Source organism: Luteibacter sp. 22Crub2.1 (assembly GCF_900167995.1).
GTDB classification, from domain to species: Bacteria; Pseudomonadota; Gammaproteobacteria; order Xanthomonadales; family Rhodanobacteraceae; genus Luteibacter; species Luteibacter mycovicinus.
Genome location: NZ_FUYT01000021.1, coordinates 1 through 21,719 on the forward strand (window position 1 = coordinate 1; position 21,719 = coordinate 21,719).

The 21,719-nt window shown below is 64.7% G+C and carries 26 protein-coding genes; 19 read left to right on the forward strand and 7 right to left on the reverse strand.

The window, feature by feature from the left end; translation table 11 throughout:
• Positions 1–583: 583 nt before the first annotated feature.
• The gene (locus tag B5X73_RS18600; RefSeq protein ID WP_036110855.1) at positions 584–823 is read right to left on the reverse strand and encodes a hypothetical protein; all 240 of its coding nucleotides are present in this window, start codon (positions 821–823) and stop codon (positions 584–586) included.
• Between the two features lie 201 nt (positions 824–1,024).
• Between B5X73_RS18600 and B5X73_RS18605 the strand changes: the two genes are divergently transcribed.
• The 5 genes from B5X73_RS18605 (at position 1,025) to B5X73_RS18625 (ending at position 5,036) form a co-directional block, all read left to right on the forward strand.
• Complete coding sequence (locus B5X73_RS18605) at positions 1,025–1,303, forward strand: hypothetical protein (RefSeq protein WP_036110859.1); 279 nt, start codon at positions 1,025–1,027, stop codon at positions 1,301–1,303.
• A gap of 121 nt (positions 1,304–1,424) precedes the next feature.
• Positions 1,425–2,738 (forward strand): two-component system sensor histidine kinase NtrB, encoded by a 1,314-nt coding sequence (locus B5X73_RS18610; RefSeq protein WP_079522858.1) that lies wholly within the window; start codon positions 1,425–1,427, stop codon positions 2,736–2,738.
• 79 nt (positions 2,739–2,817) lie between these two features.
• The gene (gene motA / locus B5X73_RS18615) at positions 2,818–3,672 is read left to right on the forward strand and encodes a flagellar motor stator protein MotA (protein ID WP_036110862.1); all 855 of its coding nucleotides are present in this window, start codon (positions 2,818–2,820) and stop codon (positions 3,670–3,672) included.
• A 6-nt stretch (positions 3,673–3,678) separates the two neighbouring features.
• On the forward strand, positions 3,679–4,719 hold the full coding sequence (gene motB, locus B5X73_RS18620; RefSeq protein ID WP_079522859.1) for a flagellar motor protein MotB: 1,041 nt from the start codon (positions 3,679–3,681) through the stop codon (positions 4,717–4,719).
• A gap of 89 nt (positions 4,720–4,808) precedes the next feature.
• Complete coding sequence (locus tag B5X73_RS18625; protein ID WP_036110866.1) at positions 4,809–5,036, forward strand: hypothetical protein; 228 nt, start codon at positions 4,809–4,811, stop codon at positions 5,034–5,036.
• A 60-nt stretch (positions 5,037–5,096) separates the two neighbouring features.
• Here the strand turns inward: B5X73_RS18625 and murU are convergent, their stop codons facing one another.
• Both murU and B5X73_RS18635 read right to left on the reverse strand, forming a co-directional pair.
• Positions 5,097–5,768, reverse strand: coding sequence for an N-acetylmuramate alpha-1-phosphate uridylyltransferase MurU (murU, locus tag B5X73_RS18630; protein ID WP_079522860.1), 672 nt, complete (start codon positions 5,766–5,768; stop codon positions 5,097–5,099).
• Positions 5,765–6,778 carry an aminoglycoside phosphotransferase family protein gene (locus B5X73_RS18635; protein WP_079522861.1) on the reverse strand — a complete coding sequence of 338 codons (1,014 nt, stop codon included), beginning with the start codon at positions 6,776–6,778 and terminating at the stop codon, positions 5,765–5,767. Before B5X73_RS18635 ends, murU begins: the two co-directional genes overlap by 4 nt.
• Before the next feature lie 154 nt (positions 6,779–6,932).
• Here B5X73_RS18635 and B5X73_RS18640 point away from each other — a divergent pair, with 154 nt between their 5' ends.
• From B5X73_RS18640 to B5X73_RS18660, 5 genes are all read left to right on the forward strand, one after another.
• Positions 6,933–8,534 (forward strand): flavin monoamine oxidase family protein, encoded by a 1,602-nt coding sequence (locus B5X73_RS18640; RefSeq protein WP_217699794.1) that lies wholly within the window; start codon positions 6,933–6,935, stop codon positions 8,532–8,534.
• Positions 8,531–8,953 (forward strand): c-type cytochrome, encoded by a 423-nt coding sequence (locus tag B5X73_RS18645; protein ID WP_079522863.1) that lies wholly within the window; start codon positions 8,531–8,533, stop codon positions 8,951–8,953. The genes B5X73_RS18640 and B5X73_RS18645 overlap by 4 nt, the downstream gene beginning before the upstream one ends.
• 3 nt (positions 8,954–8,956) lie before the next feature.
• Positions 8,957–9,451 (forward strand): RidA family protein, encoded by a 495-nt coding sequence (locus B5X73_RS18650; protein ID WP_079522864.1) that lies wholly within the window; start codon positions 8,957–8,959, stop codon positions 9,449–9,451.
• Between the two features lie 77 nt (positions 9,452–9,528).
• Positions 9,529–10,806, forward strand: a complete 1,278-nt coding sequence (locus B5X73_RS18655) for a nucleotide sugar dehydrogenase (protein ID WP_036110886.1) — start codon at positions 9,529–9,531, stop codon at positions 10,804–10,806.
• 136 nt (positions 10,807–10,942) lie between these two features.
• A complete protein-coding gene (locus tag B5X73_RS18660; RefSeq protein WP_079522865.1) occupies positions 10,943–11,167 on the forward strand; it encodes a hypothetical protein in 225 nt (74 codons plus the stop codon).
• A 75-nt stretch (positions 11,168–11,242) separates the two neighbouring features.
• Here B5X73_RS18660 and B5X73_RS18665 read toward each other — a convergent pair whose 3' ends face one another.
• The 3 genes from B5X73_RS18665 to B5X73_RS18675 form a co-directional block, all read right to left on the reverse strand.
• Positions 11,243–12,571, reverse strand: coding sequence for an ammonium transporter (locus B5X73_RS18665; RefSeq protein WP_079522866.1), 1,329 nt, complete (start codon positions 12,569–12,571; stop codon positions 11,243–11,245).
• Positions 12,561–12,899 (reverse strand): P-II family nitrogen regulator, encoded by a 339-nt coding sequence (locus tag B5X73_RS18670; RefSeq protein ID WP_036110894.1) that lies wholly within the window; start codon positions 12,897–12,899, stop codon positions 12,561–12,563. Before B5X73_RS18670 ends, B5X73_RS18665 begins: the two co-directional genes overlap by 11 nt.
• A 97-nt stretch (positions 12,900–12,996) precedes the next feature.
• Positions 12,997–13,350: a hypothetical protein gene (locus tag B5X73_RS18675; RefSeq protein WP_079522867.1), complete on the reverse strand. Its 354-nt coding sequence runs from the start codon at positions 13,348–13,350 to the stop codon at positions 12,997–12,999.
• Between B5X73_RS18675 and B5X73_RS18680 the strand changes: the two genes are divergently transcribed.
• The 9 genes from B5X73_RS18680 to B5X73_RS18720 all read left to right on the forward strand — a co-directional run bounded on the left by B5X73_RS18680 (position 13,349) and on the right by B5X73_RS18720 (position 20,828).
• On the forward strand, positions 13,349–13,801 hold the full coding sequence (locus B5X73_RS18680) for an SUF system Fe-S cluster assembly regulator (RefSeq protein WP_079522868.1): 453 nt from the start codon (positions 13,349–13,351) through the stop codon (positions 13,799–13,801). The genes B5X73_RS18675 and B5X73_RS18680 overlap by 2 nt on opposite strands.
• Positions 13,802–13,815: 14 nt before the next feature.
• Positions 13,816–15,276, forward strand: a complete 1,461-nt coding sequence (gene sufB / locus B5X73_RS18685; RefSeq protein ID WP_090353805.1) for a Fe-S cluster assembly protein SufB — start codon at positions 13,816–13,818, stop codon at positions 15,274–15,276.
• A 2-nt stretch (positions 15,277–15,278) separates the two neighbouring features.
• Positions 15,279–15,686 (forward strand): ACT domain-containing protein, encoded by a 408-nt coding sequence (locus B5X73_RS18690; RefSeq protein WP_036110905.1) that lies wholly within the window; start codon positions 15,279–15,281, stop codon positions 15,684–15,686.
• 20 nt (positions 15,687–15,706) lie between these two features.
• Entirely contained in the window at positions 15,707–16,492 is a 786-nt protein-coding gene (sufC, locus tag B5X73_RS18695) for a Fe-S cluster assembly ATPase SufC (RefSeq protein WP_036117178.1), read from the forward strand.
• Entirely contained in the window at positions 16,489–17,814 is a 1,326-nt protein-coding gene (gene sufD, locus B5X73_RS18700; protein WP_036110906.1) for a Fe-S cluster assembly protein SufD, read from the forward strand. Before sufC ends, sufD begins: the two co-directional genes overlap by 4 nt.
• An 18-nt stretch (positions 17,815–17,832) precedes the next feature.
• Positions 17,833–19,080: an aminotransferase class V-fold PLP-dependent enzyme gene (locus B5X73_RS18705; RefSeq protein WP_036110908.1), complete on the forward strand. Its 1,248-nt coding sequence runs from the start codon at positions 17,833–17,835 to the stop codon at positions 19,078–19,080.
• 32 nt (positions 19,081–19,112) lie between these two features.
• A complete protein-coding gene (locus tag B5X73_RS18710; protein ID WP_036110910.1) occupies positions 19,113–19,643 on the forward strand; it encodes a GNAT family N-acetyltransferase in 531 nt (176 codons plus the stop codon).
• Complete coding sequence (locus tag B5X73_RS18715; protein WP_043695494.1) at positions 19,640–19,954, forward strand: non-heme iron oxygenase ferredoxin subunit; 315 nt, start codon at positions 19,640–19,642, stop codon at positions 19,952–19,954. Before B5X73_RS18710 ends, B5X73_RS18715 begins: the two co-directional genes overlap by 4 nt.
• A gap of 94 nt (positions 19,955–20,048) precedes the next feature.
• Entirely contained in the window at positions 20,049–20,828 is a 780-nt protein-coding gene (locus tag B5X73_RS18720) for a CPBP family intramembrane glutamic endopeptidase (protein ID WP_043695491.1), read from the forward strand.
• Between the two features lie 10 nt (positions 20,829–20,838).
• On the opposite strand, the gene B5X73_RS18725 is transcribed toward B5X73_RS18720, so the two are convergent.
• Positions 20,839–21,603, reverse strand: coding sequence for a MipA/OmpV family protein (locus tag B5X73_RS18725; protein WP_036110915.1), 765 nt, complete (start codon positions 21,601–21,603; stop codon positions 20,839–20,841).
• Between the last annotated feature and the right edge of the window lie 116 nt (positions 21,604–21,719).

Below are 21,719 nucleotides of genomic sequence, written 5' to 3' on the forward strand. Positions count from 1 at the left end.
GTGGCTTCTTCGCTTCGTTGGCTTTTCGCGCGCAGGGCGCGCTCCTACAGGCCGCCATGTATCCCACCATTGCGGTCGCCGTGCGGTAGGAGCGAACCGTGTTCGCGAACCCTCAGCCTCACTAAGGCGAACGAGGCCATGCACCCCAGGCAAGCGAGCGGTCCCAACCAACGAAGCGCACCGCCGCTCGACCCCACGCTGCCTCACCGTCCGAAAGAGCCGGCGGGTGCCACCCTCGCGTCCGGTAGCCGCAGGCGAGGGCTCCGACTGGAAGAGGCCGCGAGAGCGGGGCCGGTCAGGGATGACCGGCCGTTTTCGGGGAGGCAGGGATAGCCGACTCGAAAACCCCCAGTCGGAGCCCGACCCGGCCGAAGGCCATTGATACACGGCCGCGGTAGCGGCCCTCCTTGAGGGGTCGCCGCAGGCGTGGACGCGAGGGTGGCACCCGCCGGCTCTTCCACCTGAGACAACACGCTCGCGAACAGCCAAACGCGATGGCGAAGCCGAGCCCCCCCCAAAAAAAGACGACCACAAAAAAAGGCCCGCCACCGGCGAGCCCTCAGTTTTCACCCCATCCCTGAGATCAGAAGTCGTCCCTATCCTCGGTGGCGCCTTCGGCATCGTTCGCAAGCGTGACGACGACGTAAGCGGAGCCCACGAGGGAAGCACAGAGCCATGCGTAAACCATCTGGATAGCCGTGCGCGGGATCGCGGCGGCGACCATGGGCGCGAGTGCCAGGCCGGCGATGCCGGCAATGGCGAGCACGGCCGCGACGGCCCACGCAAGGCGCCGCGACGGCGACGTGGTGGTGGTGAGATTCATTCGGTACTGCCCCTGTTCCCCTGTTTCGCGCCCTTCGTGAAGTCTATGTGAGGACGCTTGATGTAGGAAATACCCTACAAAATTCCGCAAGGCAAGTGACTTTTTCTGAACAATCGGTGGGATTTGCTGAGGGTTTCGATGCAAGAGAACCGGCAACCCTCCGGCTACGTTAGACTTTCCGCCCCATCGAGGTCACGGTACATGGCACAGCGCGAATTCCCCGGCTTTACCCTGAAGAGCAGTGCGATCCGTGAAGGCTCGCGCTACACGGCCCTGATCGCTTCCCATCCGGCGGACGGCAGCTTCCCGTCGTACTTCGCGGTCTACGAGAATCGCAGCTTCCGCGACGAAGACAGTGCCGCTGAGGCGGCGGAGAAGGCCCTCGGCCTGGTGCTGGGCGTGGACGATGACGGCGCGCCTGCGTTTGCCGAAGGCGAGACCGGCTTCGACGACGACCGGACGGACGACGCGGACGACTGATTCGCCGGCCCGCACCCGTACGGTCTGACCGCTCCCGCTCTCGATTCGCTTGACACGCCCCGGCGCCGCGGTGCGTCATAGGGGCGGCGGGGCAATGTGATCAGGGGATAACGAGCGGGCCATGACAAGCGAAGACGGGCTGTACAGGCAATTCGTCGAGGCGTCCGCCGACTGCATGAAGGAACTGGATCGGCACGGCGTGATCCGCTTTATCGCCGGCATGGGCAGCTCGGCGCTGACATCGGAGGAGCCGGAGCGCCTGATCGGCACGCGCTGGGTCGATCTGTGGCCGCCGGAAGCGCACGCGATGGTCACCCGGGTACTCGACCGCGCCCTGTCCGGCGAGCGCGTCGACTTCGTCGCGCCACGGCCGTCGGCGACCGGGGCGTCGCGCTGGTGGGAAGTGATGGTCGCCGGGGTCGTGGCCGACGACCGGCTCGACCATCTGGTCGTGATCAGTCGGGACGTGACCGAGAGGGTCGAACTGCAGGCCGCGATCGAGTCCATCAACGAACTGCTTCAGGAACGTCTCAACGAGACAGTCGCCCGCTCGGCCACCGCGTCGAGCCGGTATGGCTCCCTGCTGGAGCGATTCGAGTCCGAGCACGGAGCGCGCCGCGACGCCGAAAACCGGCTCGCCGGCGTGAGCGAGCAACTCGCGATGGCGACCCACGCGCGCGACCTCGCCGAGGCGAGCGCCCGTCAGGCGCAGAAACAGCAGGCGGTCGGCCAACTGGTCAGCGGCATCGCGCACGACTTCAACAACATGCTGCAGACGGTGATCGTCAGCCTCTCGGGGCTGGAGGACGATGCCGCTGACCTGCTGCCCAGGCACCGCCGCATGCTGACTTATGCGATGGAGGGTGCGCGTCATGCGACGGCGCTCACGCGTCGTCTGCTCGCCTTCGCACGCAACCACCCCTACCAGGCGGAACCGGTCGATATCGGTGTCCTGGTGGAGGGTTTTGCGGACTTCGCCCGCCATGCCCTTGGCGGCCGGGTCGGCATCGAGGTGCTTCGCCAGCCGGCACCACTGCCCGCGTTGCTCGACCGGCAGGGGCTGGAGCAGGCTCTGATGAATGTGTGCCTCAACGCCCGGGACGCCATGGAGGGCTTCGGCACCGTGGTCATCGAAGTGGGCGAGCGACGGGGCGACCCGGTATCTGCGAGCGCGATGCGCGATAGCGAAACCCCGCGTCAGGTCTTCATCACCGTGGCCGATACAGGGGGAGGGATGTCGGAGGAAGTCCGGCATCGCCTGTTCGAGCCGTATTTTACGACGAAGCCCGGTGGCTCAGGCCTGGGCCTGGCGCAGGTATACGGCACGGTGGCGCAGGCCGGCGGCGGGGTGGAGATCGAGAGCGACGCCGGCATCGGTACGCGCATTCGGCTGGTCTTTCCGCACTACGCCGGACCACTCGAATCCGGCGGGTAAAACGTGCAGTAATTGTGACGGAATTCCTCAACTATCGGCCGGTCCGGCCGATACGCACAGGGTTAGGAGGAAGCAAGTCATGCTGGTCATTATCGGGTCCATCGTCGTCCTCGTCTCCGTACTGGGCGGCTACGTTCTTTCACACGGCTCGATCGGTGCGCTCTGGCAGCCGTACGAACTGCTCATCATCTTCGGCGGCGCCATCGGCGCCTTCATCAGCGCCAACTCGATGGACATCGTCAAGGGCTCGGTCCGTGACGGCATCGCGCTGCTCAAGGGCCCGAAGTACCGCCGTCAGGACTATGTCGATCTGCTGTCGCTGCTCTACGACATCTTCATCAAGATGCGTAAGGAAGGGCAGCTCGGCATGGAAGCGCATATCGAGGATCCGGCGAACAGTTCGCTGTTCTCGGCGTATCCGCGTCTCATCGCGGAACATCACCTCATCGACTTCATCACCGACTGCCTGCGCCTCATCGTCGGCGGCAGCATGGATCCGCACGAACTCGAGCAACTGCTCGACGTCGAGCTGGAGACGCATCATCACGAAGCGGCCGCTCCGGCGCATGCCGTGCAGAAAATGGCCGATGCGCTGCCTGGCTTCGGTATCGTGGCGGCGGTGCTCGGCATCGTCATCACCATGAAGTCGATCGACGGCGACGCGGCGGTTATCGGTGAGCACATCGCCGGCGCGCTGGTGGGCACCTTCCTCGGCATCCTGCTGTGCTATGGCTTCATCGGTCCCCTGGCGGCGGCGATGGAAGCGCGCGTCAACACCGATGGCAAGGCGTTCGAGTGCGTCAAGGTGGCGCTGCTTGCCAACCTTCGCGGTTACAACCCGATGGTCTCGGTGGAGTTCGCCCGCAAGTCGCTGCAGTCCGGCACCCGTCCGACCTTCCAGGATCTGGAAGCGCACCTGAAGGCCGCACGGTAAGTACCGATGAGCGAGTTGAAGCAGGTCATCATTGTCCGCAAGAAAAAGGCGGGCGGCCACGGCCACCACGGTGGAGCGTGGAAGGTCGCGTACGCGGACTTCGTGACCGCGATGATGGCCTTCTTCCTCGTGATGTGGCTCGTCGGTGCGGGGACGAAACAGCAGCGCGCCGCCATCTCGGAATACTTCAAGAATCCGAGCATGACGGCGGGGCAGTCCACCATGGCGCCGTCGGGCAAGATGGGGCCCGGCGGTGCCAGCACCAGCATGATCAAGCTCGGTGGCGCGATGGACCTGCCCAAGGGGCCGGGTGACCAGCAGGCATTCGCCAGGCCGGCCACCGCCGCCGACGCCGAGAAGCTGGCGAAGGCGCAGGAGAAGCGCCGCCTCGAACAGCTGATGAAGGACCTCAACGAGGCGATCGCCAGGAGTCAGGCGATGGCCCCGTACAAGGATCAGCTGCTGCTCGATATCACGTCGGAAGGCCTGCGCATTCAGATCGTCGACAAACAGAATCGCCCGATGTTCGACACGGGCAGCGGTGCGCTGAAACCGTACACCGTGCAGATCCTCCACGAACTGGCCGGCTTCGTGAACCAGGTGCCGAATCAGATCAGCATCTCCGGCCACACGGATAACTCGCCTTACGTGCGCGCGAGTCAGGCTTACGGTAACTGGGAGCTTTCGGCCGACCGTGCCAATGCCGCGCGTCGCACGCTCACGGATGGCGGTATGCAGGCGGACAAGGTGGCGCGTGTCGTCGGCCTCGCGGCATCCGTGCCGTTCGACAAGAACGATCCGTCCTCGCCGATCAACCGACGCATCAGCATCGTGGTCATGACGCACGACGCGGCCAAGGCCGCGCTGTCGCCTGAGGTCGCATCGGTGCCGCCAGCCACACTGCCGCAGGCGGCGACGTTGCACTCGGCCGAGGAAGAGCACGCCGCCGGTGGCGCTGCCGCCGCGGCGCCGCCGGCACCGCAGGCAGCGGTCGCGGGCAACGTGGCGCCTGCGCCTGCGCCCGCGGCGGCTGCGCCGGGCGGTTGACCGGGTGCCTTCGGGACGAAACCGAAGTCACTTGCAACAGTCATCTTCCCCGGTCAGTATCGGAGACGTGACAGGGGGGAGGAGTTGCAGTGGAAAACCAGAGCAAGTTCCGAGTGGTTGCGAAAGCGGTGAAACACAATGGTATCGGCGGTGAGCAGGTCTACCGCGCGAGCTACCGGATTCTCGATCACGTCGGTGAAGAAATAGAAGCCAATACCGGCACGCATGACTTCGTCGATATCACCAGCGCCTTCAATCAGGCGTTCGCGATGGGTCACGAGCGATTGCGTGAACTGAACACCGTCACCGTTCAATAACGTCGTCCGCGACGAAGAGGGTGGCGATAGCCCTCTTCGTTCGCCGGCATCGTCGGTCGGTCAACGTAGCGTGCGCAGTTCGTCGAGTTGCGCCGGTGTGCCGACATTTCGCCAAAATCCCTCGAATTTTTCGCCAGAAAGGCGTCCCTGTGCGATCGCGCGCCGATACATCGGAAGCAGTTTGAACCTGCCCGGTGTCTCGTGTTCGACGATCTCCCGCCGGTAGACACCTACGTTACCGAACGTCAGGCGCTGCGCCGACGCGGGCGCGTCATCGCCATATAGACGTCCATCCCCGAGGGCGAAATCGCCCGTCGGATGGAAGTCCGGGTTGGGCACCATCACCAGATGCGCGACGCCTTCCGGTTCGGCGGGCAATGCCGCGTAGTCGATATCGCTCCAGATATCCGCACTGACGACGATAAACGGCGCGGTGCCGAGTAAGGGCAGCGCTTTGAGCATGCCGCCGCCCGTCTCCAGCGGCGTCGGGCCTTCATACGAATAGCGAAGCCGCACGCCCCACCGCGAACCGTCGCCGAGTGCCTCGGGGAATCGATCCGCCAGATGGGAGGTGTTGATCACGATGTAGCGGACATCCGCCGCCGCCAGCTTCTCGATATGGTGCACGATCAGCGGCTTGCCATGTACGTCGAGCAGGGGCTTCGGCGTGTGATCGGTCAGTGGCCGCATGCGCTCGCCGAGCCCGGCGGCGAGGATGAGTGCATGCCTCACGCGGGATTCGCCTGACGCAGGTCACGTCCGCCGATCTTCGCTTCGATCAGGTCCGCAAGGGGAGCGACATCCGCATGTCGGCGTGCGGTGTCGAGCACGTAGCGCAGGACGCGGGGGAGGTCGTCGAGATAGCCCGGTTTGCCATCGCGGTAGCAGAGGCGGCAGAACAGGCCCAGGATCTTGATGTGGCGCTGCAGTCCGGCGAGATCGAACCAGCGGCGGAAACGATCGGTGTCGACGGTCTCATCGAGCAGGCGCGCATCGAGCAGACGAAGGCGGTACGCCTCGACCCAGCCCTCCACGCGTTCGTTGTCCCAGACGATGTAGGCATCGCGCAGCAGCGATGCCAGGTCGTAGGTGATCGGCCCGGACATGGCGCCCTGGAAATCGATAATGCCGGGCGAGCGTTCCGTGGTGACCAGCAGGTTACGGCTGTGATAGTCCCGATGCATGAACGCACGAGGCTGTTCGGCCAGCGTGCGCAGGATCGCGGTGAAAGCTCCCTCGACGACGTCCCATTCCTCACAGGCAAGCGTGACGCCCAGGTGCCGTTCGAGCAGCCAAGTCGGCATGATTTCCATTTCCATCGTCTGCCATGCGTGATCGAACGACGGCAGTCCCGATGTATCGACATGCGACTGCATGCGGAGCAGTGCGTCCAGCGCATCCCCGTAGAGCGCGTCGACGGTCGCGTCGCTGAGTTCGGGCAGATACGTACGCGTGCCGAGATCTTCGATCAGCAGGAAGCCTTGCCCGAGGTCCGCGACCATCACCGTGGGCACGTGCAGGCCCGCGTCGGCAAGACGTTTACCGATCTCCACCCATGGTGCGGGGTTCTCTTTGTCCGGTGGAGAGTCCATCACGATCACCGGTTGTCCGTCGACGTAACCGCGCCAGTAGCTGCGAAAGCTGGCATCGGCGGAAGCGGGTTCGAGCACGAGCGTGGCTTGGCCGGTAGCGTGGCGCGCCCACGTAAGGCGGGCTGCGGAACGGTCATCGGAGACGGTCATGGATGATCTTTGCAGTGGACTGTGCGGGCAGCTTAGAGCCTTTGTGCAGACGTGTCATTGCACCGGATTGGTGCGTGACGTTTGACCAGTTGTTGTGCGTCGCAACATGTGGTTATTCTGCGTGAACGGGGTTCCTGCTCGGGGGTGAAACTTGATGGAAGGCGACTGTCGGCCGACGTCCATGACGCGGCGAGATCTCTTGCGAATGATCGGTGTGGCCGGGGGCGGCGCACTGATGTACCAGTCCATGACTCAGCTGGGTTTTGCGAAGGAATCGCCGTATCGGCGACCCTCGCCACTGCAGGGTTCGGGTAAGGGGACGGTGCTGATTCTCGGTGCCGGACTCGCGGGCCTGGTGGCGGCATACGAGCTGGGCAAGGCGGGCTACAAGGTTCAGGTGCTCGAGTACAACGCACGTGCGGGTGGCCGCAACTGGACGATCCGCGGCGGTGATGTCTACACCGAACTGGGTGGCCATACGCAGACCTGCGGGTTCGACAAGGACCAGTACTTCAATCCCGGTCCCTGGCGCATTCCCTACCATCACCATGGCGTGCTCGACTACTGCCGACAGTTCGGCGTTGCGCTCGAACCATTCGTGCAGGTGAATCACAACGCTTATCTGCACAGTACGAAAGCCTACGGCGGCAAGCCGCAACGGCTGCGCGAAGTCCAGGCCGACCTGCACGGCGGCATAGCCGAGCTGCTTGCCAAGGCGACCGGGAAAGGGCGCCTGGACGACATGGTAACGAAGGAGGATCGCGAGATCCTGCTCGAGGCCATGCGTGAGTTCGGCGGCCTCGACAAGGACTTTCGCTACGTCGCGGGCCGCGCGAGCAGCGAGCATCGCGGTTATGCGAAGCACGCCGGTGGTGGTGTCGACGGCAAGCCTGAGTTTTCGACACCCAATGGCCTCTCCGAAGTGCTTCAGGCAAAGCTCTGGGCCGGTCTGGGGATGAATGCGCAGTACGAATACCAGACGACGATGATGCAGCCGGTCGGCGGCATGGATGCGATCGGCAAGGCCTTTACGCAGCGCGTCGGCGAGCACATCGAGTACAACGCCAGGGTCACCGCCATCGCTCAGGACGAGCACGGCGTCACCGTGACCTACGAGGATGCGCGAAAGCCCGGTCAGCCCCGTCAGGCGAAAGCGGACTGGTGCGTGTGCACGATTCCTCTGTCGATCCTCAGTCAGATTCCCGTGCAGGTATCGCCGGCCAAGGCCGCCGCCATCTCGGCCGTGCCGTACTGGTCGTCGTCGAAGATCGGTCTGCAGTTCGATCGTCGATTCTGGGAAGAGGACGAGGCGATCTACGGCGGCATCAGTGTCACCGACACGCCGATCGGCATGATTTCCTATCCGAGCCATGGCATCGGCACGAAGAAGGGTGTGCTGCTCGGCTCGTATACGTTCGCGATGGAGGCCTTTGAGTTCACCGCGCTCGATCCCGCCGCGCGTATCCGCAAGGCCGTCGAGTACGGCTCGCAGATCCATTCGCAATACAAGACGTCATTCGAGAACGGCATGTCGGTCGCCTGGCACCGGGTGCCGTTCACGCTCGGCTGTTTCGGCGGCTGGACCGACGCGACGCGCGAAAAGCACTTCGCCGATCTCTGTTCGCTCGACGGTCGCATCGTGCTTGCCGGTGAGCACGCGTCCTATCTTCCTGCCTGGCAGGAGGGCGCGATCCTGTCGTCGCTCTCGGCCATCGATCAGCTGCATCGCAAGGCGATGGCGGGAGGTCGCGCATGAGAGGCTTCGCTCTGGCCACCGCCGTCGCGGCCTTGATGTCCGCCGGTATCGCGCAGGCAGCGCAGACCACCGATGCCGACTTTCTCGATGCGAAAGACATCTCGCACGTCACCGGCCAGCAGATCTTCACGCACATCTGCCAGGGCTGCCACATGCCCGACGGCAAGGGCGCGGTCGGTGCCGGGCACTACCCGGCACTGGCTGACAATCCGAAACTCGCCGCCGCCGCGTATCCCACCGTCATGGTCGTGAGCGGGCGAGGTGGCATGCCCGCGTTCGGGAGGCAGCTGTCGGACGCCCAGGTCGCCGACGTGGTCAACTACGTGCGCACGCACTTCGGCAATCACTACGCCGATACCCTTAAGCCGGAAGACGTGAAGCCATTCCGTCCACCCGCCGACAACTCCGAGGAAGACTGACGCATGACCAGGACAAGCCGTTTCCTGCCGATCCTGGCCCTTCTTGCCACGACGCCCGCTTTCGCCGCCGACGTGGTCCGGCACAAGATCCCCAACAGCACCTTTCCGATTTCGGCCGCCGTGGAGATCCCGGCGGGCAAGACGCTGGTCTTCCTCAGCGGCGCGGTGGCGCCGGTCGCCGACGCGAGCGCGCCTAAGGACAGCCCGCAGGCCTATGGCGACACCAAGACGCAGACGGTGGGCGTGCTGACCTCGATCGAGAAGCAGCTCAAGGGCATGGGCCTGACCATGGGCGACGTGGTCAAGATGCAGGCGTTCCTGGTCGGTGACCCGGCCAAGGGCGGCAAGATGGACTTCACCGGTTTCATGGCGGGCTACACGCAGTTCTTCGGCACGGCGGCCCAGCCCAACCTGCCGTCGCGTTCGGCGGTGCAGGTGGCGGCCCTCGCCAACCCCAGTTTCCTTGTCGAAATCGAGGTCACCGCCGTTCGTCCGTGACGCACCTGACGGGGCGGTGGTACTAAGCCGCCGCTCCGCCGTGTACGCTTCGTTTCTTTTGGAAGCCCGGGCGCCTCATGGCTCTTACTCCTGATCCGCGGATCGGCATCATCGGTCTCGGTTACGTTGGACTGCCGCTTGCCGTCGAATTCGGCCGGCACTTCGATACCCTCGGTTTCGACATCGCACCGGCACGCCTCGCCGAGCTGCGCGCTGGCCACGACCACACCCTGGAAGTCACCGGCGAAGCCCTGAGCGCCGCCGCGCGGCTCCGCTATACCGGTGACGTGACCGATCTGGCCGACCGCAACGTCTATATCGTCACCGTGCCCACGCCGATCGACGAGGCGCAGCGGCCGGACCTCGAGCCGCTGGAGAAAGCCTGCCGCATGCTCGGTGGACTGCTCACGCGAGGCGACCTGGTCATCTTCGAATCCACCGTCTATCCGGGTACGACCGAAGAAATCTGCGTGCCGATTCTGGAGGAGGGTTCCGGGCTTACCTTCAACGTGGATTTCCACTGCGGCTACAGCCCCGAGCGCATCAATCCCGGCGACCACGCCCGTCGTGTGGTGGATATCCGCAAGCTCACCTCGGGCTCGACGCCGGAAGCCGCCGACCGCGTGGATGCGCTGTACCGCACGATCATCACCGCCGGCACGCACAAGACGTCGTCGGTGCGGATCGCCGAAGCGGCCAAGGTGATCGAGAACGTACAGCGCGACGTCAACATCGCGCTGGTCAACGAACTGGCCCTGATCTTCAACCGTCTTGGGATCGACACGGGTGAGGTGCTCGAGGCGGCCGGAACGAAGTGGAACTTCCTGCCGTTCCGTCCGGGTCTGGTGGGCGGGCATTGCATCGGTGTCGACCCGTATTACCTCACGCACAAGGCGGAGGTCACGGGATATCACCCGGAACTGATCCTCGCCGCGCGGCGGATCAACAGCCGCATGGGCACATACGTGGCCGACCGCGTCATCCGCCTGATGAGCGAGCGGCGCCTGCACATTGTCGATGCACGCGTGCTGGTGCTCGGGTTCGCCTTCAAGGAAAACTGCCCGGACCTGCGCAATACGCGGGTGATCGACATCGTTCGCGATCTGGAGCAGTCGATGGCCCGGGTCGATGTCTACGATCCGTGGGTCGATAACGAAGAGTGCGCCCGCGAATACGGCGTGCGTACGATCGAGGCAATCGAAGAGGGCGTCTACGATGCGGTCATCGTCGCCGTGGCGCATGACGAGTTCCGTGCGTTCGGTCCGGAGAAGATTCGCGCGTTCGGTAAGGCGGGTGCGGTGGTGTACGACGTGAAGTCCGTGCTGCCTCAGAACAGCGTCGATGGACGCCTGTGAGTGAGCGAAAGAACTTGCGATTCTTCGCTTCGCATCAACCTTGCTGAATGCCGTCATGGCAGTTTTTACGAACGTATTGACTCGCTCAGCCGGAACGGCGACGTTGTGTACCCGCCCACTGGAACAGGAACGCAACATGACGCTCACCACCGGAAGCACCAACCGCAAGCGTTCGCGGGCCCTCGGCATTCTCGTGATGGCTGCCGCCTTCATGGCGCCTCTGGCCGCCAACGCTTATGACCATCATCCGGTTCCTCCGCATCGCCCCGTGCATCATCGCCACCAGGTCTGCAAGCCGGTACGCGTGTACGACCACCATCACCACTATCACACCGAGCGTCGCTGCCACTGGGTGAACTGATCGCTCACGGATGTGGAAACGGAAAGGCCAGGCGATTGCCTGGCCTTTCTTCATCCACCGGACGGACAGAACCGCTCAGGAGAGGTTGTAACCGCGCTCCTCGTGCAGCGCGATGTCCAGGCCCACCTGTTCCTGTTCTTCATCCACGCGCAGACCCATCGTCACGGCGATGCCCTTGAAGATGACGTAGCTCAACACCGCGCTGTAGACGACGGTGAAGCCGACGCCCTTGCACTGGATCCAGAACTGGCCACCGAGGTCGGTGACTGTGCCGAAGCCACCCAGGACCGGCGCCGCAAGCGGACCGGTGAGCAGCGCACCGATGATGCCGGCGATGGCATGCACGCCGAATACGTCCAGCGAATCGTCGTAGCCGAACTTACGCTTCAGCCTGGTCGCGCAGAAGAAACACACCACGCCGGCAACGAGACCGAGTACCAGCGCGCCACCCGGACCGCACGTACCGGCGGCGGGCGTGATGGCGACGAGGCCGGCCACGGCACCCGAGGCGATACCCAGCACGCTTGGACGGCGATGGGTCAGCCATTCGATCGCGGTCCAGCCGATCGCCGCGGCGGCGGTGGCGATCTGCGTCACCAGCATCGCCATGCCCGCGCTGCCGTTAGCCGCGACAGCCGAGCCGGCGTTGAAGCCGAACCAGCCCAGCCAGAGCATGCTCGCGCCGATCAGGGTGTAGCCGAGGTTGTGCGGCGGCATGGGCGTGTTCGGGTAACCGCGACGCTTGCCGATCACCAGGCAGCCGACGAGACCGGCGATACCCGCGTTGATGTGGACCACCGTGCCACCGGCGAAGTCGAGCACGCCGAGGTCGCCGAGGAACGAACCGGGGCCACCCCAGACCATGTGCGCGACCGGCAGATAGACCAGCGTGAACCACAGGGCGGTGAAGACCAGCAGCGCGGAGAACTTCATGCGCTCGGCGATGGCGCCGACGATGAGCGCGGGCGTGATGATCGCGAATGTCATCTGGAACATCACGAAAACCCCTTCGGGGATCGTGAGGTACAGACTGTCCGGCTTGAGCCCCGCCAGCATCGCGTGGCCGAAGCCGCCGATGAACGAGTGGATGTTCGTGGAGCCCGCCGCCATGCCCGTGTTGTCGAAGGCCGCGGAGTAGCCATAGACGACCCAGAGCACGGTGACCAGCGCGGTGATGGCGAAGCACTGCATCAGAACCGAGAGCAGGTTCTTCGCACGGACCATGCCGCCGTAGAACAGGGCGAGGCCGGGGATAGTCATCAGCAGCACCAGCATCGTCGCCGTGAGCATCCAGGCGGTATCGCCGGAGTCGAGCTTCGCCGGTGCGGCGGCGGCCTGCGCAAAGGCCAGGCCGGGAAGAAGGAGAGCGCTCGCGGCGAGCGCGCGTGGGAGCTTAAAGCGCATCGCCGTCGACCTCCTGCGTGCGGATACGGATGGCCTGCTCGAGGTCGATGACGAAGATCTTGCCGTCGCCGATCTTTCCCGTGCGTGCCGCGGTGCTGATGGCCTCGACGGCGCGCTCGAGCTGCTCGTCGGTGACGGCGATCTCGATCTTCAGCTTGGGCAGGAAGTCCACGACGTATTCGGCGCCGCGGTAGAGTTCGGTGTGGCCGTGCTGGCGGCCGAAGCCCTTGACCTCCGTGACGGTCATGCCCTGTACGCCGACCTCGGCGAGCGCTTCGCGGACGTCGTCCAGCGTAAACGGCTTGATGATGGCGTTGATCCACTTCATGTGCCGCGGTTCCCCTTTAGTTTGGCTGGGGAGAGCAGAGCAGGATGCGTGCCAGCTTGAATCGAACCGCCAACCCGTTGGGTCGCAGCCCATTCAGTCACATTGGAGGTCGCACCCCGAGACGATTTGCCTCAAAAAGGGGAAGTAATTTGCACCATATGGGTGCCTTGTGGCGCACGCTTTCCGACGACTGGAAGCTCACGTCGTTGCCGACGCCGCGGAATTCGTCGGCCACCGTATTCACCAGTTCCGACAGATTGAAGCGCGTCGACGGCTCATGCTCACTGTCGTCGCGGAAGAAGTTGAGCGATGTATCCACCATCGTCTGCATTTCGTCGACATCGCGGAACAGCTTGCGCTGTTGTTCTTCATCTAAGCCGCTCCGCGTTGCATCGAGGGCCGGAAAACAGTACCATTTTGGTCCGGTATTGACTGTGCCCCCTTCCCCCATGCTCCGTGTCAGCCGATTGACCGACTACGCGACGGTGGTGATGACTTGCATCGCCGCCCATCCTGCCGACGTTCTGAGCACCGCTCAGATCGCGGAGGAGGCGCGCCTGGAGTTGCCCACGGTGTCCAAGCTGCTCAAGCTGCTGGGACACGCCGGGCTGGTGGAATCGTTTCGCGGCGTCAACGGCGGCTACCGTCTGGCGCGGCCGGCCGAGGCGATCAGCCTGGCCGACATCGTCGAAGCGATGGAAGGGCCGATCGGGATGACGGAGTGCAGCGTGGCCCATGGCCAGTGCGAACGTCAGTCCCAGTGCGGCGTCAGCGACAGCTGGCGCTCCGTTTCCGGGGCGATCGGTGGCGTGCTGCGCGCCCTGACCCTGGCCCAGATGCTGGCCGACCGCTCCATGGCGTCGGCGAAGAACGCGACCACCGTCGCGCAGGCGAACGCATGAACGAGAGTGAGAACATGACACGCGACGTGGCAGACCCCGTGCGCGACAACGCCGAAGTCGTGGAGGCGCTCAACCGCCGCTACGAAGCCGGTTTCGTCACCGATATCGAATCCGACAGCCTCCCGCCGGGCCTGAGCGAGGACATCGTCCGTCAGCTCTCCGCGATCAAGGGCGAACCGGAGTGGATGACCGAGTGGCGGCTGTCCGCTTACCGGCACTGGCTGACCATGCCCGAGCCGGAATGGGCCAAGCTCGACATCGCGCCGATCGACTACCAATCGGTCAGCTACTACTCGGCGCCCAAGGCGGGCCCCAGGTCGCTCGACGAAGTGGATCCGAAGTTGCTCGAGACCTACGAGAAGCTCGGCGTCCCGTTGCATGAGCGGGCGAAGCTCGCCGGCGTGGCCGTGGATGCGGTCTTCGATTCCGTATCGGTCGGCACCACCTTCCGCAAGGAACTGGCCGAAGCCGGTGTGATCTTCTGCTCGATGTCCGAAGCCATCCGCGAACACGGCGACCTGGTGCGCCAATACCTGGGCAGCGTGGTGCCGACGGCCGACAACTATTTCGCGGCGCTCAATTCCGCGGTGTTCTCCGACGGCAGTTTCGTCTTCATTCCCAGGGGTGTGCGTTGCCCCATGGAGCTGTCGACGTACTTCCGCATCAACGCGATCAACACCGGGCAGTTCGAGCGCACGCTGATCGTGGTCGAGGACGACGCCTATGTCTCGTACCTCGAAGGTTGTACCGCGCCCATGCGCGACGAGAACCAGCTGCATGCGGCGGTGGTCGAACTGGTCGCGCTCGAGCGCGCGCAGATCAAGTACTCCACCGTGCAGAACTGGTATCCCGGCGACGAGAACGGCGTGGGCGGTATCTACAACTTCGTGACCAAGCGCGGCGATTGCCGCGGCGCGGATTCCAAGATTTCCTGGACCCAGGTGGAAACCGGCTCGGCGATCACCTGGAAGTACCCGAGCTGCGTGCTGCGCGGCGACCGTTCGGTGGGCGAGTTCTACTCGGTGGCGCTGACGCACCATCGCCAGCAGGCCGATACCGGCACCAAGATGATTCACATCGGCAAAGGTACCAAGTCGAAGATCGTCGCCAAGGGCATCAGTGCGGGCCGCAGTTCCAACAGCTACCGCGGCCTCGTAAAGATCGAGAAAGGTGCCGACGGCGCGCGCAATTACACGCAGTGCGATTCCCTGCTGATCGGCAAGCAGTGCGGCGCGCACACTTTTCCGTACATGGAAGTGAAGAATCCCTCGGCCATCGTCGAGCACGAGGCCACCACCTCGAAGATTTCGGACGACCAGCTGTTCTACTGCCTGTCGCGCGGGATCGGCGAAGAAGATGCCGTGTCGATGATCGTCGACGGCTTCTGCAAGCAGGTCTTCCGCGAACTGCCGATGGAATTCGCCGTGGAAGCCAAAAAGCTGCTCGAGGTTTCCCTCGAAGGCGCGGTGGGCTGACGATGGGCATCGCCGGTTCCGCTCCGGGCCTGACCGATCTGCGCGCGCTGCTCGCCGCGCTGGATCCGGATATCGACCCGATTCCCAAGCGCTTCCTTCACGTCTCGCACGAGAAGGCGCGCGAGCGCATGGCCGACGCCCTGATGATGTTCCGCGAAGCCGAAGGCACCACGCTGATCGTCGATGTCGACGAGGACAGCGCGGGCAACGAACGCATGCTCTGGGCCCGGATCACGCTGCGCGTGCAGTCCAGCCTCACCGCGGTCGGCATGATGGCCGCCGTATCCGCCGCGCTGGCAAAGCGCGGCATTCCCTGCAACCCGGTTTCCGCGTTCCTGCACGATCATATCTTCGTGCCCTGGGAACGCCGCGACGATGCGCTCGATGCGCTCTCGCACCTCACGCCCTGATGGACAGCCACGCCATGCACATGCTCAAGATCGACAACCTCCATGCCCGCGTCGAAGGCAAGGAGATCCTCAAAGGCCTTTCGCTCGAGGTGAAGCCCGGCGAAGTGCACGCCATCATGGGTCCGAACGGTGCGGGCAAATCCACGCTCGGCAACGTGCTGGCCGGCCGCGAAGGTTACGAAGTGACCGCAGGCTCGGTGCTGTTCAACGGTGTCGACCTGCTGGCACTCGAGCCGGAAGAGCGCGCCGCGACCGGTGTGTTCCTGGCGTTCCAGTATCCCGTCGAGATCCCGGGTGTGAACAACACTTACTTCCTGCGTGCCGCGCTCAATGCGCAGCGGAAGTTCCGGGGTGAGGATGAGCTGGATTCGATGCGCTTCCTCAAGCTGGTACGCGAGAAGCTGAAAGTGATGCAGATCTCCGACGAACTGCTCCACCGCGCCGTCAACGAAGGCTTCTCCGGTGGCGAGAAGAAGCGCAACGAGATCTTCCAGATGGCCGTGCTCGAGCCGAAGCTGGCGATTCTCGATGAAACGGATTCGGGTCTCGACATCGACGCGCTCAAGCAGGTCGCCGAAGGCGTCAATGCGCTGCGTTCGCCGGATCGCTCGTTCCTCGTCGTGACGCACTACCAGCGCCTGCTCGACTACATCGAGCCGGACTTCGTGCACGTGCTGGCCGGTGGCCGCATCGTCGAGAGTGGCGACAAGAATCTCGCCCTGAAGCTGGAAGAGCAGGGCTACGCCTGGCTCGCCGACACGCATCCGGAATTGCGCAAGGCCGACCTGACCGGAGCGCCGGCATGACCCAGGCGCCGTCCCCGTTCGTGCGGGCGGCGCTGGATGCCGCCAGCGCGCTGCCTGAGAGCGGCATCGCGTGGCTCGACGCCGCGCGCCGCGACAACCTGCAGGCATTCGCCGAAGCCGGTCTGCCGGAAGGGCGCAACGAGGCCTGGAAGTACACTCCGCTGCGTGCGCTTTCGCAGCGTGCGTTCGCCGTCGCCGACGCGGCGGTGGCGCGCGACGTAGCCATCGATGCGGCGTCGTTCGCGCTGCCGGGTGTCGACAGTGCGCGCATCGTCTTCGTCGACGGCGTCTTCCGTGCCGACCTGTCCGCTCTGAACCGCGTTGACGGTGTATCGCTTGCGCCGCTGGCGGCCGCCCTGACGGAGCAGCCGGAACCGTTGCGCTTCGCGCTGGCCAGTCGTTACCGCCGTGGTGCGGCCGACGCATTCGCGCATCTGAATGCCGCATTCGCCACCGATGGCGTGGTGCTGCGGATCGCCGACGGCATCGACGTGGCGAAACCGCTGCACATCGTCCATGTCTTCAGTGGCGTTCAGCCCGACACGGCCTGGCACGTTCGCGTGCTGGTGGAGGCAGGGCAGGGTTCCCGGGCCGACATCGTCGAGCAGTTCGTCTCGATGGGTGAAGCGAATCAGCTGGGCACCGTCGTCGCCGACTACGTCGTTCGTGAGAGTGCCCGGCTCGGCGTGGTGCTGCTGCAGGCGGCGTCGACGGCGACCACGCTCGTACGTCGCGGTCACGTCCGTCTTGACGCGAACGCGAGCGCAACCGTCCATGCGCTGGAAGTGGGTGGTGCTCTGGTGCGTCATGAACTCACGGCCGAACTGGCGGGCGACCACGCACGCTTCGATTCGCGCGGTGTGTTCGCACTCGACGGTCGCCAGCATATCGATACTCAGCTGGAAGTCCGTCATAACGCACGCGATACGGCGTCGGACGCCCTGTGGCGCGGTATCGCCAACGGTCGCTCGCGCGGCGTATTCCGCGGCGCCATCGTGGTCGCTGAAGGCGCCGATGGGAGCGATGCCTCGCTCAGCAACAAGAACCTTCTGCTCTCTGGCTCGGCCGAGATCGACACCAAGCCGGAGCTCGAGATCTACGCCGACGAGGTCAAGGCCGCGCATGGGGCGACCATCGGCCAGCTCGACGAGCGCTCGCTTTTCTATCTCCGTTCGCGCGGTATCCCGCTCGCCCAGGCGCGCAGCCTGCTGACGCTGGCTTTCTGCCGCGCGGCACTGGAATCGCTGCCGAACGAGGCCCTGCGCGAACACCTCGGCGACCTGCTGGTGGCGCATCTGCCGACCGGTCCGTCCGCCGGCTAACGAAGTACGGAGCCAGCCATGAACGCCAAGCCCGAGTCAGCCATTCTGCCGCTCGACGTCGAGCGCATCCGCGCCGACTTCCCGCTGCTGTCGCGCACCGTCCACGGCAAGCCGCTGATCTATTTCGACAACGCCAACACCGGGCAGAAGCCGTTGTCGGTGATCGAGGCGGTCGATCGTCACTACCGCGAGCACAACGCCAATGTGTCGCGCTCCGTGCACGCGCTGGGCGAGGAAGCCACGGCGTCTTACGAGGCGGCACGCGACGCACTCGCACGTTTCATCAACGCGCCGTCGCGCGACGAAGTCATCCTGACCTCGGGCACCACGCAGGCGATCAACCTGGTGGCGTACAGCTACGCCATGCCGCGCATGAAGCCGGGAGACGCCATCGTCACCACGGTGATGGAGCATCACGCCAACATCGTGCCGTGGCAGCTGGTCGCCGAGCGCACCGGGGCGACGGTGAAGGCCGCGCCGATCGATGCCAGCGGGGAGCTCATCCTCGAGAAGTTTTTCGACCTGCTCACCCCCGAGGTTAAGCTGGCCTGCGTTACCCATGTGTCCAACGTGCTGGGCACGGTCAACCCGATCCGCGAGATCGCCCGTGAATGTCGTAAGCGCGGCATCCCGCTGCTGGTCGACGGCTCGCAGGCGGCACCGCATCGCCCGATCGACGTGCAGGCGCTGGGCTGCGATTTCTACGCGGTTACCGGCCACAAGATGCTGGCGCCCACCGGCACCGGCGCGCTGTGGGCGAAGCGCGAGCACCTGATGGCGATGCCGCCGTTCTTCGGCGGTGGCGAGATGATCCGCGAGGTGCGCTTCGAGGGCACGGTGTTCGCCGATCCGCCGCACCGCTTCGAAGCGGGTACGCCGAATATCGCGGGTTTTGCGGGCGTTACGGCAGCTATCGAGTACATCGAAAACATCGGCTTCGACCGTCTGAAGGCCTATGAGCAGGACTTGCTGGCCTATGCCGTCGACGCACTGGAAACCGTGCCAGGCGTGCGGATCTTCGGCAACGCGAAGGAAAAGGAGCCGGTCATCTCCTTCCTGATCGAAGGGGCGCATGCCAACGACATGGCGACGTTGCTCGATCTGCAGGGTGTCGCCGTGCGCTCAGGTCACCACTGCGCTCACCCGCTGATGCACTTCTTCGGCGTGCCGGCCACGTTGCGCGCGTCGCTCGCCTTCTACAACACGAAGGCGGAAGTGGATGGGTTTATCGAGGCGATCGCCAGGGTCCGCAAGCTCCTGATGTAGGAGCGCGCCCCGCGCGCGATTACAATCCCGCGATGATCTCCCATACCTTCCGCACCGCCACCCCCGCCGACGCGGCCCTGATCGCCTCGCTCGTCGAGTCCGCCTATCGCGGCGAAGCCAGCCGCGCGGGGTGGACCACCGAAGCCGATTTCCTTCACGGCCGCCGTACGGACGTGACCGAGATCGAGGCGCTGCTCACCGGTTCCAACGGCCGCTTCGTGCTGTTCGAGCGCGCTGAGCAGGTGCTTGCCTCCTGCTACATCGAGCGCCAGGGCCCGGTCTGCTATTTCGGCATGTTCTCGGTGCACCCGCCGGCGCAGGGCACCGGCATCGGCCGTCTGGTCATCGAAGAAGTCGAGCGTTTCGCCCGCGACGAATGGGCCAGTGAGCGGATCGAAATGACCGTGATCGACATCCGTGCCGAGCTCATCGCCTGGTACGAGCGACGTGGCTACGTGCGTACCGGCAAGACCAGGCCCTTCCCCTATGGCGACGAGCGCTTCGGCGTCCCGCAGCGCGACGACCTCCGTTTCGAATACCTGGTGAAGGAGCTTCGCGCATGAACGGCTGGGTACGCGTCGGCTCCCGCTCCGAGCTTTTGCCGGGTGAACACAAGGTCGTCTGGGACGGCGATACGGCCATTGCCGTATACAACATCGACGGCCAGCTCTATGCCATCGAGGACGTATGTACGCACGACGGCGGGGAGCTCGCCGGCGGCCCCGTCATCGGCTTCGAGGTCGAATGCATTCGCCATGGAGCCCGTTTCGACGTGCGCACCGGCGAGGTGACCTGCCCGCCGGCGTACGAGCCGGTCACCGTCTTTCCGGTCACGGAAGCCGACGCAGCCATCTGGACCCGCGACGACCGCTGAGCGAGACGCGTAAGGGCAAACCAAAAAGACTATGGCGTGCAACGCTTTCCGGCCCTAAGCTTCCGCCCTGCGTCACCGATCATCCGGGGGGTCCATGTCACTCAACGAACGTCGGCGTGCCGCGATCGCGTTCGCGCTCCTGTTCGTTCTGTACCAGGGCGCTGAAGGCATCGGCGCGCGCCTGCTCGGCAGCTTACCGGTCCAGGCCGCCTTCACGGTGGGCGTGGTGCTGGCGGCGTGGCCGCTCGGCCGCTGGCTGGGGTTCCGCGGATATGACGCGTATGCGCTGGAATGGCGCCGTACCGCCCCGGTGCTCCTGGTCGGTGGACTGGCGTTGGCGCTGCTCACCAAGTACCTCGCTGTCTGTGTCGGCATGGCGCTGAACGTCTATGCGGCCAGGGCACCGCAGGCACCTGCCGTAGCCGCCGTTTCGTTCCTGTCGTCGATTCCCTGGGCGCTCGTGGCGACGTTCGTGCCGGCGCTGGCAGGCGACATCCTCACCCGCGGGTTTCTGTTCCGTGCGCTGCGTATGGCGTGGGCGCCGTGGGTTTTCGTCCTTGCATCCACGCTGCTGCAGACGCTCAATCACCTGTACACACTCGATCAGGGTCCGGTCGAATGGCTGCGGCTGATCTGTTTCGGTCTGGCCTATGCGATGGCCGTGGCCCGCACGGGTTCGCTCTGGCTCGCGGTCGGCGTGCACTGGGGCTGGAATCTCGCCTATGTGCTGGTGGGCGACATCCTGCCGTACGAGACGTTGGCACCGGGCTGGTCGGCACTCCTGTCCGCAGGCGCGCACCTGGTCATGTTCGGTGTGTTGTTCGCCATCCCGACACAGATCGAGCGGGAAGATTTCAACGCGGATCCGGCATGAGCCTGAAGGCTCAGAAGTGATACACGAAGGCCAGTGTTTCGGTGACCTGACGAGGCGATCCGTACGACTTCACCAGCGGACTCGCCGCCGCATCGCCAAATAGCCGTCCATACGATATCGCCAGTGCGAAACCCGTCTGTTTCGACGTCGGAATGAAGGCGTCGTACTCCAGGTTGGCCGACTGCCCGCCGGCCCCGGGACGCCACGATCGCGTGCCGATGCCGGCCGCTTCGGAGGGCGTGACACCGAAGAATCGTCGCATCGCCGGCCCGTTCATGCCTTCGACCTGCAGTTCGACCGAGTGCTGGATGTACCAGACATCCGGTAGCTGGTAGTCGGCATACAGCGCGACATAAGCGCCGGCACCATCGGTGTCGTGCGCGACATGCCCGCCGACGCTGAAGTGTTTGTCGAACGCGTATTCGAGGTATCCGCCGCCCTGGAATCGCGGGGAGAGCGAGGCGACCTTACCGCCGAGCGGACCGAGATCGTCATGCGTACGTCCCCATAGCCAGTTCCCGTAGATCCCGCCATGCCAGTGCTCGCCGGCCAGCAGATCGATGGTCAGGCCATCGGCGGTCGAAAGCTCGCCCTTGCCGGGCAAATCGATGTCGATGTACGGAATCGGCTGGTTGCGTCGGTCTTTTGAGCCCATCCACGCGGGCATGCGCTGAACGCCTGCGCCGAAGGCGTAGGTCGGGCCGTCGTCGTCCTGCGCATGCGCGGAAGCGGCCGCCAGCAACGTGACGAGGAGGGTGAGACAGGTTCGACGCATGGGGGGATGCCGTTCCGCGGTGGACGTGCGCAGGATATCGGCGGACACCTTACGGCATGCTTTGCGCCCGGGAAAGGGCTTCGAAAGGATGTGCGATTAGCCTGCGCTGCAACCTG

Bases quoted from the DNA above. Each gene is read 5' to 3' on its own strand.
- B5X73_RS18670 (WP_036110894.1), bottom strand. From the start codon at position 12,899: ATGAAGTGGATCAACGCCATCATCAAGCCGTTTACGCTGGACGACGTC.
- sufC (WP_036117178.1), top strand. From the start codon at position 15,707: ATGCTCAAGATCGACAACCTCCATGCCCGCGTCGAAGGCAAGGAGATC.
- B5X73_RS18600 (WP_036110855.1), bottom strand. From the start codon at position 823: ATGAATCTCACCACCACCACGTCGCCGTCGCGGCGCCTTGCGTGGGCC.
- B5X73_RS18715 (WP_043695494.1), top strand. From the start codon at position 19,640: ATGAACGGCTGGGTACGCGTCGGCTCCCGCTCCGAGCTTTTGCCGGGT.
- B5X73_RS18690 (WP_036110905.1), top strand. From the start codon at position 15,279: ATGGGCATCGCCGGTTCCGCTCCGGGCCTGACCGATCTGCGCGCGCTG.
- B5X73_RS18635 (WP_079522861.1), bottom strand. From the start codon at position 6,778: ATGACCGTCTCCGATGACCGTTCCGCAGCCCGCCTTACGTGGGCGCGC.
- B5X73_RS18605 (WP_036110859.1), top strand. From the start codon at position 1,025: ATGGCACAGCGCGAATTCCCCGGCTTTACCCTGAAGAGCAGTGCGATC.
- B5X73_RS18680 (WP_079522868.1), top strand. From the start codon at position 13,349: ATGCTCCGTGTCAGCCGATTGACCGACTACGCGACGGTGGTGATGACT.
- sufB (WP_090353805.1), top strand. From the start codon at position 13,816: ATGACACGCGACGTGGCAGACCCCGTGCGCGACAACGCCGAAGTCGTG.
- motA (WP_036110862.1), top strand. From the start codon at position 2,818: ATGCTGGTCATTATCGGGTCCATCGTCGTCCTCGTCTCCGTACTGGGC.
- B5X73_RS18650 (WP_079522864.1), top strand. From the start codon at position 8,957: ATGACCAGGACAAGCCGTTTCCTGCCGATCCTGGCCCTTCTTGCCACG.
- B5X73_RS18725 (WP_036110915.1), bottom strand. From the start codon at position 21,603: ATGCGTCGAACCTGTCTCACCCTCCTCGTCACGTTGCTGGCGGCCGCT.
- B5X73_RS18640 (WP_217699794.1), top strand. From the start codon at position 6,933: ATGGAAGGCGACTGTCGGCCGACGTCCATGACGCGGCGAGATCTCTTG.
- B5X73_RS18720 (WP_043695491.1), top strand. From the start codon at position 20,049: ATGTCACTCAACGAACGTCGGCGTGCCGCGATCGCGTTCGCGCTCCTG.
- B5X73_RS18645 (WP_079522863.1), top strand. From the start codon at position 8,531: ATGAGAGGCTTCGCTCTGGCCACCGCCGTCGCGGCCTTGATGTCCGCC.
- motB (WP_079522859.1), top strand. From the start codon at position 3,679: ATGAGCGAGTTGAAGCAGGTCATCATTGTCCGCAAGAAAAAGGCGGGC.
- sufD (WP_036110906.1), top strand. From the start codon at position 16,489: ATGACCCAGGCGCCGTCCCCGTTCGTGCGGGCGGCGCTGGATGCCGCC.
- B5X73_RS18710 (WP_036110910.1), top strand. From the start codon at position 19,113: ATGATCTCCCATACCTTCCGCACCGCCACCCCCGCCGACGCGGCCCTG.
- B5X73_RS18705 (WP_036110908.1), top strand. From the start codon at position 17,833: ATGAACGCCAAGCCCGAGTCAGCCATTCTGCCGCTCGACGTCGAGCGC.
- B5X73_RS18665 (WP_079522866.1), bottom strand. From the start codon at position 12,571: ATGCGCTTTAAGCTCCCACGCGCGCTCGCCGCGAGCGCTCTCCTTCTT.
- B5X73_RS18660 (WP_079522865.1), top strand. From the start codon at position 10,943: ATGACGCTCACCACCGGAAGCACCAACCGCAAGCGTTCGCGGGCCCTC.
- B5X73_RS18610 (WP_079522858.1), top strand. From the start codon at position 1,425: ATGACAAGCGAAGACGGGCTGTACAGGCAATTCGTCGAGGCGTCCGCC.
- B5X73_RS18655 (WP_036110886.1), top strand. From the start codon at position 9,529: ATGGCTCTTACTCCTGATCCGCGGATCGGCATCATCGGTCTCGGTTAC.
- B5X73_RS18675 (WP_079522867.1), bottom strand. From the start codon at position 13,350: ATGGGGGAAGGGGGCACAGTCAATACCGGACCAAAATGGTACTGTTTT.